At 65.3% G+C, this 13,288-nt stretch carries 9 protein-coding genes; 3 read left to right on the top strand and 6 right to left on the bottom strand.

Annotated features, from left to right (window positions below; translation table 11 throughout):
* Nucleotides 1–95: 95 nt before the first annotated feature.
* Nucleotides 96–515, bottom strand: a complete 420-nt coding sequence (locus A3AC_RS0111790) for a PaaI family thioesterase (RefSeq protein WP_025599048.1) — start codon at nt 513–515, stop codon at nt 96–98.
* Between the two features lie 221 nt (nt 516–736).
* On the opposite strand from A3AC_RS0111790, the gene A3AC_RS0111785 reads away from it, so the two are divergent.
* Nucleotides 737–1,375, top strand: coding sequence for a ParA family protein (locus A3AC_RS0111785; protein ID WP_025599047.1), 639 nt, complete (start codon nt 737–739; stop codon nt 1,373–1,375).
* 90 nt (nt 1,376–1,465) lie between these two features.
* Here A3AC_RS0111785 and panD read toward each other — a convergent pair whose 3' ends face one another.
* The 4 genes from panD to A3AC_RS0111765 all read right to left on the bottom strand — a co-directional run bounded on the left by panD (nt 1,466) and on the right by A3AC_RS0111765 (nt 4,055).
* Nucleotides 1,466–1,852 carry an aspartate 1-decarboxylase gene (panD, locus tag A3AC_RS0111780; protein ID WP_025599046.1) on the bottom strand — a complete coding sequence of 129 codons (387 nt, stop codon included), beginning with the start codon at nt 1,850–1,852 and terminating at the stop codon, nt 1,466–1,468.
* 53 nt (nt 1,853–1,905) lie between these two features.
* On the bottom strand, nt 1,906–2,739 hold the full coding sequence (gene panC, locus A3AC_RS0111775) for a pantoate--beta-alanine ligase (protein ID WP_025599045.1): 834 nt from the start codon (nt 2,737–2,739) through the stop codon (nt 1,906–1,908).
* A gap of 237 nt (nt 2,740–2,976) precedes the next feature.
* A complete protein-coding gene (locus A3AC_RS0111770; RefSeq protein ID WP_025599044.1) occupies nt 2,977–3,852 on the bottom strand; it encodes a segregation and condensation protein A in 876 nt (291 codons plus the stop codon).
* Between the two features lie 17 nt (nt 3,853–3,869).
* The gene (locus A3AC_RS0111765; RefSeq protein ID WP_013338483.1) at nt 3,870–4,055 is read right to left on the bottom strand and encodes a DUF3460 family protein; all 186 of its coding nucleotides are present in this window, start codon (nt 4,053–4,055) and stop codon (nt 3,870–3,872) included.
* Between the two features lie 361 nt (nt 4,056–4,416).
* Here A3AC_RS0111765 and A3AC_RS0111760 point away from each other — a divergent pair, with 361 nt between their 5' ends.
* A complete protein-coding gene (locus A3AC_RS0111760) occupies nt 4,417–6,279 on the top strand; it encodes an autotransporter assembly complex protein TamA (protein WP_025599043.1) in 1,863 nt (620 codons plus the stop codon).
* Between the two features lie 28 nt (nt 6,280–6,307).
* Nucleotides 6,308–10,633, top strand: a complete 4,326-nt coding sequence (locus A3AC_RS0111755; protein WP_025599042.1) for a translocation/assembly module TamB domain-containing protein — start codon at nt 6,308–6,310, stop codon at nt 10,631–10,633.
* Nucleotides 10,634–10,771: 138 nt separating this feature from the next.
* Here the strand turns inward: A3AC_RS0111755 and metG are convergent, their stop codons facing one another.
* Nucleotides 10,772–12,919, bottom strand: coding sequence for a methionine--tRNA ligase (metG, locus tag A3AC_RS0111750; RefSeq protein ID WP_025599041.1), 2,148 nt, complete (start codon nt 12,917–12,919; stop codon nt 10,772–10,774).
* Between the last annotated feature and the right edge of the window lie 369 nt (nt 12,920–13,288).

Here is a 13,288-nt window from a genome sequence, read left to right as displayed (position 1 = left end):
ACCGGAGCAGCCGTTAATTGAATCGCTTGGAGAACCAGTGAAGACGCAACCGACAGGTTTTCCGCCCAGTCGCCTATTCCACGTTCTCCAGCGCCTCAATACAACACGATTTGCGTGCAGCGAAAGAGCGCAATGGTCTTGCCCTTCGGATCGGTGACCGTTGCGTCCCAGACCTGCGTGCTGCGGCCGAGATGCACGGCTTTTGCCACTGCGCGGATCGTGCCTTCGGTCGCCGTGCCGAGGAAGTTGCTTTTCAACTCGACCGTCGTGAAATTGCGGGCTGTGTCCGGCAGATGGGCGAGGCACGCGTAGCCGCAGGCGGTGTCCGCGAGGCCGATCACCGTGGCCGCGTGCAGAAAGCCGTTCGGCGCCAGGAGTTCCTCGCGCACGGTCAGTTCCGCGGTCAGCATGCCTTCGTCCAGCGCCAGCACATGCACGCCCAACAAGCCGGGCAGCTTGCCTTTCTGGCGTTCGTGCAGGCGTTCGACGCTGTATTCCGGACGGAGCTTGCTCATTGATCGGGCTTCCTTGAAAGATGGATTCGCTGGCGGACGACGACCGATTAGCCGTTCGGGGGCTTCGGCCTCGCTGGATTTGTCGATATTATCAACGGCTGGATCGGCGCGCGGGCTCGAACTCGGCAAATCGGCGCGCCGGTGCGGCAGCAGGGCACGAAGTTCGAGGCAGAAAGCGGCAAACCGGCTGGCATCGACCAGCCTTCTTTCCGGGAGTATTCATGACGGTAATCGTGGTGGCGAATCCGAAGGGCGGCGTGGGCAAGAGCACGCTGTCTACGAACCTGGCCGGCTATTTCGCCGCAACCGGCGAGTGGGTGGCGCTCGCCGACCTTGACAAGCAGCAGTCGGCGCACGCGTGGCTGTCGTTGCGGCCCGACACGCTGCCGGCCATCGAAACGTGGGAAGTCAACCCCGAGACGCCCGCCAGACCGCCGAAGGGGCTCGAGCACGCGATCGTCGACACGCCCGCCGGTTTGCACGGCAATCGCATGAACATCGCGCTGGAACTGGCGGACAAGGTGATCGTGCCGCTGCAGCCGTCCATGTTCGACATCCTCGCCACTCAGGACTTTCTGGAGCGGCTGGCAAAGGAAAAGGCTGTCAGAAAAGGCGCAATCGAGATCGGCGTGGTCGGCATGCGGGTGGACGCGCGCACGCGCTCGGCCGAGCAACTGCATCGTTTCGTAGAGGGGCTGAAGCTGCCGGTGCTCGGCTATTTGCGGGACACGCAGAACTACGTGCAACTCGCGGCGCACGGCCTGACGCTGTGGGACGTCGCGAAAAGCCGTGTGGAGAAGGATCTGGAGCAGTGGGAGCCGATCATCCAGTGGACCAACGGCGCCGCGAAGAAAGGCTGAGCGGGCGTCGAGCGACGCCTCGCTGCCGCGACCACGCTGCACAGGCTGCAATCTGGGAGAAAACCGCCCGAAAAAACCGCCCGCGCCGGCTCAGGTCCAGTTCTGGGTGGGCACGTGGTCGCGGCTGCCCTTGATCCTGTTGTTTTCGTCGACGAAAACCAGATCCGGCTTCCAGCCTGCCTTGAGTTCCGTCTCATCGACCATGGCGAAGGCCGCGATGATCACCAGATCGCCCAGTTGCGCGCGCCGCGCCGCGGAGCCGTTCAGCGAAATCATGCCGCTGCCGCGCTCGCCCTTGATCGCGTACGTCGAGAATCGCTCGCCGTTGTTGATGTTCCAGATGTCGATGCGTTCGTTTTCGACAATGTTCGCCGCTTCGAGCAGGTCTTCGTCGATCGCGCACGAGCCTTCGTAGTGCAGCTCGCAATGTGTGACCGCGACGCGGTGAATCTTCGACTTCAGCATGTTGCGTTGCATGACTAGTCAATCCCTTGTGATTCTTAGGCGCTGCGCGATCGCCTAAAGCAATTTCAGATTTCGAGGTTGTCGATAAGACGGGTCGCGCCGAGCTTGGCCGCTGCCAGCACGACGAGTTCCGCGTTCGCGTCCTGCGGACCGGGCGGCAGCAGATTAGAGCGCTTGCGCACCGCGACGTAGTCGGGTTGCCAGCCGCGCGTGCTGAGCGATGCCATTGCCGCGCGCTCGAGCGCCGCGAAGTCGCGCTCGCCCGCGAGCACCGCGTCGCGCACGCGATTCAGTTCGGCCGCCAGCATCGGTGCTTCGGTGCGCTCGGCCGGCTGCAGGTAGCGGTTGCGCGAGCTGAGCGCGAGGCCGTCGGTATCGCGCACGGTTTCGGCGGCGATGATGTCGGTCGGCAGCGCGAACTGGTGGCACATGCGGCGCACGATCATCAACTGCTGGTAGTCCTTCTTGCCGAACACCGCGACGCGCGGCTGCACGCACGACATCAGCTTCATCACGACGGTGCACACGCCCTGGAAGAAGCCTGGACGGAATTCGCCTTCGAGGATGTCGCCCAGATCGTGCGGCGGATGCACGCGATACTCCTGCGGCTCCGGGTACAGATCGCGCTCGGTCGGCGCGAACAGCACGTAGACGTTTTCCTTCTGCAGCTTCTCGATGTCGGCTTCGAGCGTGCGCGGGTATTTGTCGAAGTCCTCGTTGGGTCCGAACTGCAGACGATTGACGAAGATGCTCGCCACCACCGGATCGCCGTGCTGGCGCGCGAGACGCATCAGCGACAGATGGCCTTCGTGCAGATTGCCCATGGTCGGCACGAAGGCCGTGCGATTCTGGCCGCGCAACTGGTCGCGCAATTCATGGATCGAGCTGATGACTTTCATGATCGGACAGGGATTCCTCGCGCGGCGCGAGACTGGGTTGACGCAACGGCCCTGGCCGATTGCGCGGCCCGCGGCCTCACTGGTAATGACAGGTTCGAAGCGCGGGATTGTAGTGGATTTGGCGGCTGCACGCACCGAAATGAGGCCTGAACGGCCACTTCGGAGCAGGCGGTCTTGCGCCGCCGCGCGAACGCCGACGCCGCGGCCCTAGGTTTGGCTTCGGCTTCAGATCGGCGTTCAGGCCGGCAAGTAGGCGAGGCGCACATAAATAGGTGCGAACGGCTCGGCCTGGGTAATTTCAACGAGCGATTCCCGGCACAGCTCCAGCACCGCGATGAAATTCACCACCACGACGGGCACGCCCTTGCTGGTATCGAAGAGATCCGAAAATTCCATGAAACGCGCGTTCTGCAACTGCCGCAGGATCGCGCTCATGTGCTCGCGCACGGACAGTTCTTCGCGCGAAATCTTGTGATGCTGCACGAGCTTGGCGCGCTTGATCACGTCGGCCCACGCGGCGCGCAGGTCTTCGCTGTTCACGTCCGGAAAGCGCGGCGTGATGCTTTGCTCGATGTAAACCTCGGCGCGCAGGAAGTCGCGCCCGAGTTGCGGCAACTGGTCGATGCGCTGCGCGGCCAGCTTCATCTGTTCGTATTCCAGCAGGCGCCGCACGAGTTCGGCGCGCGGGTCTTCGGCTTCCTCGCCGCTGTCCACCTTCTTGACGGGCAGCAACATGCGCGACTTGATCTCGATCAGCATGGCCGCCATCAGCAGATATTCTGACGCGAGTTCCAGATTGGTCTGGCGCAGCTGGTCGACGTAGCCGAGATACTGCACCGTGACGTCCGCCATCGGGATGTCGAGCACGTTGAAGTTCTGCTTGCGGATCAGGTACAGCAACAGATCCAGCGGTCCCTCGAACGTTTCGAGAAACACCTCGAGCGCGTCCGGCGGGATGTACAGGTCGGTGGGCAGCTTGAAGAGCGGCTCGCCGTACAGGCGCGCGAAAGCAATGCCGTCGACGGTGTCCGGCGTCGAATCGGTGGCGGGCGCGGCGAGCGCGGCGTCGGGCGATGCCGGCGGCGCGCCGTGAGCCTCGTCGGCGTGACTCATCGGTGGCGGCGCGGCGCTCAGAAGTTCTGGTAGTACTGGTAAGGCGTCTGTTCGACGCGCGAGGCCTTCTGCTCGGCGCGCTCTTCCAGGTCGATCGGCTGTTTGTCCCACAGGAGTGCCCGGCCGCGGCGTTGCTCGGCTTCCAGGTTAGGCTTCTGCTGCTTGAGCTGGTTCAGGAACTGGGTGATGTCCGATTGATACATGGCTCGACGTCCGTGGTTGGTGAAATGGCGGCTTCGCTTGTCTCTATGCGGGTGCCGCTACTCGATTTCGCAATTTTAGCTCATGCGCCGCGCGCGGGCGAAAAACCCCGCCGGCGGGTCACGCGGGCGCTCCATCTTTCGCGTGGCACATGCGGCTGGAACCCGCGCGCCGCACGGCGCGTCAAAGGCGGGCGCGTCAGGACCGCGCGAGGCGCCCGGCGTGAGGCTAAGGGCGCGTCCGACGGCGCATTCGCGGATGCGTTTTGAGATAGCGCGGTTGCGCCGATGTGGTCAAATAGCGAGCTTCGGCGGCACTGCGCGCCCGAACGACAAATTCATCAACCATGGCCGGAGGTCCTGCTTGGCGGGGTGTGTGATCGAAAAGCCGCATGAGCGGCGCGGCGAAGCCGGCGCGCGGTGCGCAGCGCCGCAGCCGGCGGCATTCAATGCAGCCGGGCTGCGGCGTTGGCTGTGCTGGCTGCACGCGTCGCTTGCCGTCGGCATGCTGCTGATTCTCGCTGGCGGCCCCGCTTATGCCGCGCGCGCGGCGGCGAGCTACAAGGTCGACGTGGAAGCCTCGCCGCGCTCGCTGCGCAAGCTGCTCGACGCGCATCTGGACATTGCGCGCTTCGCGAAGCGTCCCGACATCAGCGACGACCAGTTCGAATTTCTGATCACCGCCACGCCCCAGCAGGTGCGCGACCTGGCGGCTACGCAAGGCTACTTCACGCCGGTTGTCCGTACCGACGTGCGCACAGTGGACAATACGAAGCACGTCACAGTGAGCGTGGAGCCGGGGCCGCAAACCATCGTCAGCGCGATCTCGCTGTCGTTTCGCGGCCCGGTGCTGACCGAGGACCCGGCGCAGGAAAACGCGGCGCGCTTCGCGTTTTCGCTGCACGAAGGCGATCCGTTCTCGCAGGGCGACTGGGACGACGCGAAGAACGCGTCGCTGAAGGCGCTGCAGGCGCGCCGCTATCTCGGCGCGAAAATCTATCATTCGGAGGCGCGCGTCGATCCGCGCACGCACGAGGCAAAGCTCTCGGTCGCGTTCGAAAGCGGGCCAACCTTCACGATGGGCAAGCTCGACGTGTCGGGCACGCGGCGCTATCCGGAGCAGATCGTCGAAAACGTCAATCCGATTTCGGTGGGCGACATTTACGACGTGCAGCGCATCACCGAATTGCAGCGGCAGTTGCAGAACACGCCGTATTACGCGAGCGTCGCGATCGACGTGGACAGCGACCCGGCAAAGCCGGTCGAAACGCCGCTGCATGTGAAGGTGTCGGAGTATCCGTACAACAGCATTCGCGGCGGCGTCGGCTATTCCACGGACAACGGCGCGCTCGTGCAGGGCGCGTATTCGTATCTGAATACGTTCGGCAAGGCCTGGCCGTTTACCGTCGACGGCCGTCTCGATCAGGTCCAGCAATACGGCCAGGTGCAGCTCGCGATGCCGCCCGGGCCGCGTGCGTGGACCAACAGCGTGCTCGCTTCCTACACCACCACCGACGTTTCCGACACGCGCATCTACAGCATCCGTGGCGGCGTGCAGCGCACCCGTACATCGCAATTCATCGACTACACCTACGCGATCCTGTTCTATCAGGACCGGCTCGATCAGAACGTCGGCGCGCCGACCACGAGCCGCGCGCTGGTGCCGTCGTGGTCGTGGACCCGCCGCAATACCGACGACCCGCTGTTTCCGCGCAAAGGCAACCTGATTCACGTCGAGGCCGGTTTCGCGGTGAAAGGGGCGCTGACCGATCAGACGTTCATTCGCGGCTACGCGCGCGGCCAGCAGTATCTGCCCATCGGCAAGGAAGACCTCGTGGTGTTTCGCGCGGAGCTGGGCGGCGTGTTCACGAGCGGCAGTTCGAGCGGCATTCCAGCTTCGCTGCTGTTTCGCGCGGGCGGTTCGAACTCGGTGCGCGGCTATGGTTATCAGAGCATCGGTAACAACGTTCAGGGTTCTGTGCTGCCAACCAAATATCTCGTTACGGCGTCGGCGGAATACCAGCACTGGTTTACGCACGACTGGGGCGCGGCGGCGTTTTTCGACGTCGGCACCGCCACCGACACCTGGGGCGAGCGCGTGTTTTATCCGGGCGTGGGCGTCGGCGCGCGCTGGCGCAGCCCGGTCGGGCCGGTCAACGTCGACCTCGCGTACGGCATTCGCAACCGAAGCGTGCGGCCTTATCTGACGCTCGGCATCGCCTTCTGATGGAAACCTCCTTTTACCGAAACTGCGCATGACCACGGACGTTTCCGCCCAACCTCCCGCGCCGCCGCCGGGGAACGAGCCGCCCGGCGGCCAGCAAGCCGGGCCGCCGGGTTCGCCGCCGCCAAGGCGCCGCGGCGCGGGCCGCCTGCTGCTGAAAACGCTCGGCTGGACGGTGGTCGTGCTGGTCCTGCTGCTCGCGCTGGCGCTCGGCTTGCTCTACGGCGCGCTCACCACCGAGCGCGGCACCGCATACGCGTGGCAGGCGGCGGTCAAGCTGCTGGACGGCAAGCTGAGCGGCACACTGGAAGGCGGCTCGCTGGCAAACGGCGTGCGGCTGCGGGCAGTGCGCTGGCGCGCGCTCGACGGCAGCGGCACCGACATCCAGGTCGACCGCGTGTCGGGCCGCTGGGGGCTCACGCGCGAACCGTGGCGTTTCACGGTCGATTATCTGCATGTAGGTACCGTCGATGCGCGCATCGGCTCGTCGTCGCCGCGCAGCAACGAGCCGCTCACGCTGCCGCAAGACCTGCGTTTGCCGATGCAGCTCGAGATTCGCGACGTCCAGGTGGACAGGCTGTTGCTGCGTCAGGGCACTTCGATCAGCGAGTTTGCGCACTTCGCGTTTCATGGACGCAGCGACGGGCGTCATCACGAGGCCGCGATTGAGCAGCTGGATACGCCGTTCGGCGCAGTGAGGGCGTCCGCGAAGCTGGACGGCGCGAAGCCGTTCCCGCTGACGGGCGACGTCGGTTATTCGGGCAAGGTGCGCGACGAAGCCGTGCAGGTGGGCGGGCATCTGAGCGGGTCGCTCGAGAATCTGTTGGCCGAACTCGACGCAAGCGGGATGAAGCTTGCCGGGCATGCGCGCGTCGAGGCGACGCCGTTCGCCGAGGTGCCGCTCAAACGTGCCACGCTGACTTTCGATCACGTCAATCCGCAGGCATTCGCGCCGGGCGCCCCGCTCGCCGATCTGGCCGTGAGGGCGGAGTTGCAGCCGGTGGGGCAGGAGGTTGGCGCGGCCGAGCGCCGCACCCCGGCGCATCCGGCAAGCTCCATCACTCAGCACGCAAGCGCGGCGGCGCCAGCAAGCCCCGCCCACCCCGGCAACTCTGGCAACTCCGGCAAGACTCCCAGCCCGTTCGCAGTGGCCGGCCACATCTCGATCGTCAACGCGCGCCCCGGCGCGATCGATCAGAAGCTGCTGCCGCTCATCGACGCCAACGCCGATGTGCGCCTCGACGCCGAGGCGCAGCGCATCTCGAATCTCGCCGTCCGGCTGGTGAAAAGCGCCACGCTGACAGGCGGCGGCACGCTGACCGGCAAGCGCGGGCAGTTCGATCTGCAGGTGGCCGGGCTCGACCTCAATGCGCTCCAGGCGGCGGTGCGTCCGACGCAGCTTTCCGGGCCCATCGCGATTCGTCTGAATGACGATATCCAGAGCGTCACGCTCGATCTTGCCGACCCGAGAGCCGCGTTGCGCGCGCAAGGCAAGCTGACCATGGATCCGGCGCGGCTCAGCTTCAACGACGTGCGCATCACGTCGGGCAAGGGCAGCATCGAGCTGTCCGGCGCGCTCAAGCACGACGCGAATTCCAGCTACAACCTGAAGGCGCAACTGACCGACTTCGACCCGTTGACGTTGACCTCGCAAATGCCGTCGCGCACGCCGGTCAAAGGGGCCGCCGCGCCGCAGAGCGCCGCGAACAGCAAGCTCGCCGCCGAGGCCGCTGCGCAAGCGGGCAGCACGGCCGGAGCCAGGAGCGCGGCCCCCGCCGACAAAGCGGCGGCGGCAGTCAGAAACACCGGCAAGGCCGTCGTCAAAGCGGAGGTCATGCAGCGCAAGACGCCGGCGCCCAAACGCGCCGCGCCGCCCGCGCGCAAGATCGAGGCGAAGGTCAACGGCACGTTGTCCGCCACTGGCATGCTTGCTCCGGTGTTCACCACGAAGGCCGAATTCAAACTCGGCCCGAGCGTCTACGACGGCCTGCCGCTGACGGGCGGCGGCACCGTGCAACTGGCGGGCTCGCGAATTCTGCCGAGCCGCGCGAACCTCTCGGTGGCGGGCAACCAGGTGGACTTGCAGGGCAGCTTCGGCGCACGCGGCGACCGCTTGCGCTTTCATATCGACGCCCCCGCGCTCGAGCGCCTCGGCTTCGGCCTCGCTGGCCTCATTGCCGCCGACGGCGATCTGACCGGCTCGTTCGACCATCCAAACGTGGTGCTGAACTACAAGGCCGACAGCGTCGTAATGAGCAGCAACAGAATTGGCCATGCGGAAGGCCACGCCGAACTGCGCGACGGCGCGAACGGTGCGCTCGTTTTCACCACCGACGCGCGCAACGTAAGCGCTGGCGGCGTCGATCTCGCCACGCTCACCGCGCGGCTCAGCGGCACGCGCGCCAATCATTCGCTCGAAGCGGCCGCCACTGGCAAGCTGCAGGAGCGGCCGCTCGATCTGACGCTCGCGGCCAACGGCAAGCTCACCGAGGCGCGCGACGGCACGCGCTGGGACGGCACGGTAACGCGTCTGCAAAACCGCGGCACACCGGCACTGAACCTCGACTCGCCGCTCGCCGTGAGCGCCGGGCCGCGCCGTCTGACGCTCGGCGCGACAAGGCTCACGCTCGAGGGCGCGGTGCTGAGCCTCAAATCGTTCGCGTTCGACCACGGCCGGGTTCAGTCGGCAGGCAGCTTGACCGGCATTTCGCTCGCGCGTCTCCAGGATCTGCGGCGCGAGATCACGGGCGTGCCGCCGGCGGTTCGGACCGACCTGATCTTCGACGGCGACTGGGACTTCGCGCTCGGCAGCAGCGCGAGCGGCCATATCCAGTTGAAGCGCCGCAGCGGCGACGTCACCGTCGAAATCGGCCGCGGGCTGGCGTCGCTCGGCATTACCGACATTGCAGCGCGTGCCGACTTCAATGGCGGCAATCGGCTGAACACGACATTGCATGCGCAGGCGAGCCGCATCGGCGTGATCGACGCCGACGCCCACACGCTGCTCGTCGCGCGCGACGGCTTCCTGACCGTCGACGAGGAGAGCGCGCTCACCGGCAATGTGAGCGCCAATGTGCCGTCGCTGAAAACGACCGGCGGGCTGTTCGGGCCGAGTTATCTGCTCGACGGCCATCTCGCGCTCAAGCTCGCGCTCGGCGGCACTGTCGCGCGTCCCAATCTGACCGGCTCGCTGCTCGGCGACGAGCTTTCGGCCACGCTCGTCGATCAGGGCGTGCAGTTGAAGGACGGCGTGGTGCGCATCGCGCTGTCGAAGAACCTCGTGGACTTCCAGCAGGTCGAGTTCCACGGCGCGAGCGGCACCTTGCGCGCCACCGGCCGCGTGCGCCTGGACGGGGCGGAGCCGGATCTCACCGCGAGCATCGTCGCGGACAAGCTGGAGCTTTTTGCCGCGCCTGATCGCAACCTGTCGCTGACCGGCAGCGCGACGGTCGCGAACGCGGGTGCGCAGGGCGGCATGGCGATCAACGGCAAGTTCGTGGTCGATCATGCGCTCTTCGACATGCCGGAGCAGTCGGCGCCCAAGCTCGGCGACGACGTCGTCGTGGTGCGCCCGGACGGCACCGTGGCCGGCGAGCGCCCGCGGCCGGTGCCCGGCAGCAACAAGCCGATCGGTCCGTTTGCGCCGCGCGCGAACATCGACATCAATCTCGGCGACAGCTTCCGCTTCCGCGGGCAAGGCGCCGATCTCCGCCTGACCGGCACCATCACGGCGATGAGCGCGCCGAACCTGCCGCTGCGCGCGGTCGGCAACGTCCGCGTGACACCGGGCTCGACCTACACCGCGTTTGGCCGCAAGCTGAACATCGAGAACGGCTTTTTCACGTTCAACGGGCCGGTGGCGAATCCGGGCATCAACATTCTGGCGATGCGCCGCAATCAACAGGTCGAAGCGGGCGTGCAGGTGACGGGCACGGTCAACTTCCCGGTGGCGAAGCTCGTGTCCGAGCCGAACGTGCCGGACAACGAAAAGCTCTCATGGCTGCTGTTCGGCCACGGCACGGATCAAGGCAACAACCTCGGCCAGCAGAGCACCATGACGACGGCGCTTGCGTTGCTCGGCAGCGCGAGCGGCAAGCGGATTGCGCAGACCTTTGGTCTCGACGAGTTTTCGATTGGCCGCAGCGAAGTCGGGCTGACCGATCCGCAGGTTGTGATGGTGTCGAAGGCGATCAACGAATGGCTCGTGATCGGCTATGAGCAAGGCCTGCAGTCCGCGAGCAATGCGATCAAGGCGACCGTCAATCTGACGCGCTACTGGTCGGTGGCGGCTTACGGAGGCACCTTCGACGGCGTCACGCTGCTCTACACGCGGCGTTATGACCGGATCAAGTGGTGACGGTTGCGGTATGAGAAACGGCACGCTTTTTCAGGGCGTGCCGTTGGGCGCGGTGCAGAGCGAAGCGCAGAGCGCCGCGCCGTGAGAGCGCCGCGCTAAAACAGGCCGCGAATCCGCCGCGGCGCCCTGCCTGTGGGCTTACTTCACGCGCATACCGGGCTTCGCGCCACTGTGCGGCTCCAGCACGTACAGGCCCGGCTCGGCTTTCTCGTCCGCTGCCGACGCCGCCAGCACCATGCCTTCCGACAGACCGAACTTCATCTTGCGCGGCGCGAGGTTTGCGACCATCACCGTGAGTTTGCCGATCAGCTGCTCCGGCTGATATGCGGACTTGATGCCGGAGAACACGTTGCGCGTTTTTTCTTCGCCGACGTCCAGCGTGAGTTGCAGCAGCTTGTCCGAGCCTTCCACCGCCTTGCAGTCGACGATTTTCGCGACGCGCAGATCGATCTTCGCGAAGTCGTCGATCGAAATGACGCCGGGCGTTTCGTCCTTTTCGGCAACGGTCGCTTTCGCGGCTTTTGCGGCTTTCGATTTCGCGTTTGCGTCCGCCGCGGGTGCCGCCGTTTCCGGCGTGGCTTGCAGCGACTCGCGATTGGCCGCGAGCAGCGCTTCGATCTGTTTCGGATCGACGCGCGTCATCAGGTGCTTGTAGGCGTTGATCGGGCGCGCCGAGCTGAGCGGCAGGTTGGCGTCGGCCCATCGCAGCGGCTCGATGCCGAGGAACGCTTCGACCGCTTCCGCCAGCTTCGGCAGCACGGGCTTGAGCGCGAGCGAGAGCAGCCGGAACGCCTCGATGCTCACGCTGCAGGTTTCGTGCAGCGCGACGGCGTTGGCCGGGTCCTTCGCCTGGTCCCACGGCTTGGCCGTATCGACGTACGCGTTGACCGCGTCGGCCAGTTCCATGGTCTGACGCAGCGCGCGGTTATACTCGCGCGCCTCGTAGTTCGCGGCGATTTGCGGAACGGCGGCGCGCAGCGTTGCGAGCAGCGGATGCTGCATCGCGCTGTCCTGCACGCGGCCGTCGAAGCGCTTGATCAGGAAGCCCGCGGCGCGGCTCGCGATATTCACGTATTTGCCGACCAGATCGCTGTTCACGCGCGCCTGGAAGTCGTCGAGGTTCAGGTCGAGGTCTTCCATTGTGCTGTTCAGCTTGGCGGCGAAGTAGTAGCGCAGCCATTCCGGATTCAGCCCGGTGTCGATCACGCTTTGCGCCGTGATAAAGGTGCCGCGCGATTTGGACATCTTCGCGCCGTCCACGGTCAGAAAGCCGTGCGCGAACACGTTGGTCGGCGTGCGGTGGCCCGAAAATTCGAGCATCGCCGGCCAGAACAGCGTGTGGAAATACAGAATGTCTTTGCCGATGAAGTGATACTGCTCGGCCGTCGAGCCTTTGCGAACCCATGCGTCGAAGTCGAGACCGCGCTTTTCTGCAAGATTCTTGAAGCTCGCGTAGTAGCCGACCGGCGCGTCCAGCCACACGTAGAAATACTTGCCCGGCGCGCCCGGAATCTCGAAGCCGAAGTAAGGCGCGTCGCGCGAGATATCCCAGTCGGCGAGCTTGGCTTCGCCCGCGTCGCCGAGCCATTCCCGCATCTTGTTGGTCGCTTCCGGCTGCGCGAGGCCGCCGACCCACGCGCGCAGGAAGTTTTCGCAACGCGGGTCCGAGAGGCGGAAGAAGTAATGCGTCGAGGTCTTGCGAATCGGCGTGGCACCCGACACGACCGAATACGGATTGACGAGTTCGGTCGGCTGATAGGTCGAACCGCATACTTCGCAACTGTCGCCGTACTGGTCTTTCGCGCCGCATTTCGGGCATTCGCCCTTGATGAAGCGGTCCGGCAGGAACATTTCCTTGACCGGGTCGTATGCCTGTTCGATGTCGCGCGCGTCGATGAGGCCCGCTTCATTCAGCGCGAGATACACGCTCTCGCTCAGCACGCGGTTCTCTTCGGAATCGGTCGAATAATAGTTGTCGAACGAAATGCCGAAGCTGTCGAAGTCGCGCTTGTGCTCCTGCCAGACGCGCTCGATCAATTGTCTCGGCGTCAGTCCTTCCTTTTCCGCGCGCAGCATGACCGGCGTGCCGTGCGTGTCGTCGGCGCCCACGTAGTAGACCTCGTGCCCGTGCATTCGCAGCGCGCGGACCCAGATATCCGTCTGGATATATTCGACCAGATGGCCAATATGGATTTGCCCATTCGCATACGGAAGGGCCGACGTGACGAGAATCTGGCGGCGGCCCGACGGCGCGCCTGCGGTGAGATCGGTTGCGGGTGCTGACATAAGGATGGTGGGAGCCTGCGGTGGGACGAAAGGTCGATTCTAGCAGGGCGGACGCCCGCCGGGCGCGGGCCCGCGCGGGGTTGGGCTTTGCCGGGCGGCACCGGGCGGCACGAAAAGCGAGCGCCCAAAAAAAACCGGGGCGATTAACCCCGGAGCAACAACGACAAGAGGAGAATGGTGACGCGGCGGCTTCGCCAGCCACGTACCGTAAAGAGAGACAGCGGATTTTCGCGAGAGTTCGAAATTTTTTTCGTCCTCGTGCGAGATTTCCCACGGCGCATGTTTCGCGGTGTCTCGCGAGTCGATCCGCAGAGGTGCTGCGAAGCTGTCTGGCCGGCGCAAGGCGGCCTCGGCGCGATAAACCGCGCC

The organism is Burkholderia sp. WSM2230 (assembly GCF_000472445.1).
Classification (GTDB): Bacteria; Pseudomonadota; Gammaproteobacteria; order Burkholderiales; family Burkholderiaceae; genus Paraburkholderia.
This window is presented reverse-complemented; position numbering and strand designations above follow the sequence as displayed.

Bases quoted from the DNA above. Each gene is read 5' to 3' on its own strand.
- panC (WP_025599045.1), bottom strand. From the start codon at position 2,739: ATGAAAGTCATCAGCTCGATCCATGAATTGCGCGACCAGTTGCGCGGC.
- metG (WP_025599041.1), bottom strand. From the start codon at position 12,919: ATGTCAGCACCCGCAACCGATCTCACCGCAGGCGCGCCGTCGGGCCGC.
- A3AC_RS0111755 (WP_025599042.1), top strand. From the start codon at position 6,308: ATGACCACGGACGTTTCCGCCCAACCTCCCGCGCCGCCGCCGGGGAAC.
- panD (WP_025599046.1), bottom strand. From the start codon at position 1,852: ATGCAACGCAACATGCTGAAGTCGAAGATTCACCGCGTCGCGGTCACA.
- A3AC_RS0111785 (WP_025599047.1), top strand. From the start codon at position 737: ATGACGGTAATCGTGGTGGCGAATCCGAAGGGCGGCGTGGGCAAGAGC.
- A3AC_RS0111790 (WP_025599048.1), bottom strand. From the start codon at position 515: ATGAGCAAGCTCCGTCCGGAATACAGCGTCGAACGCCTGCACGAACGC.
- A3AC_RS0111770 (WP_025599044.1), bottom strand. From the start codon at position 3,852: ATGAGTCACGCCGACGAGGCTCACGGCGCGCCGCCGGCATCGCCCGAC.
- A3AC_RS0111765 (WP_013338483.1), bottom strand. From the start codon at position 4,055: ATGTATCAATCGGACATCACCCAGTTCCTGAACCAGCTCAAGCAGCAG.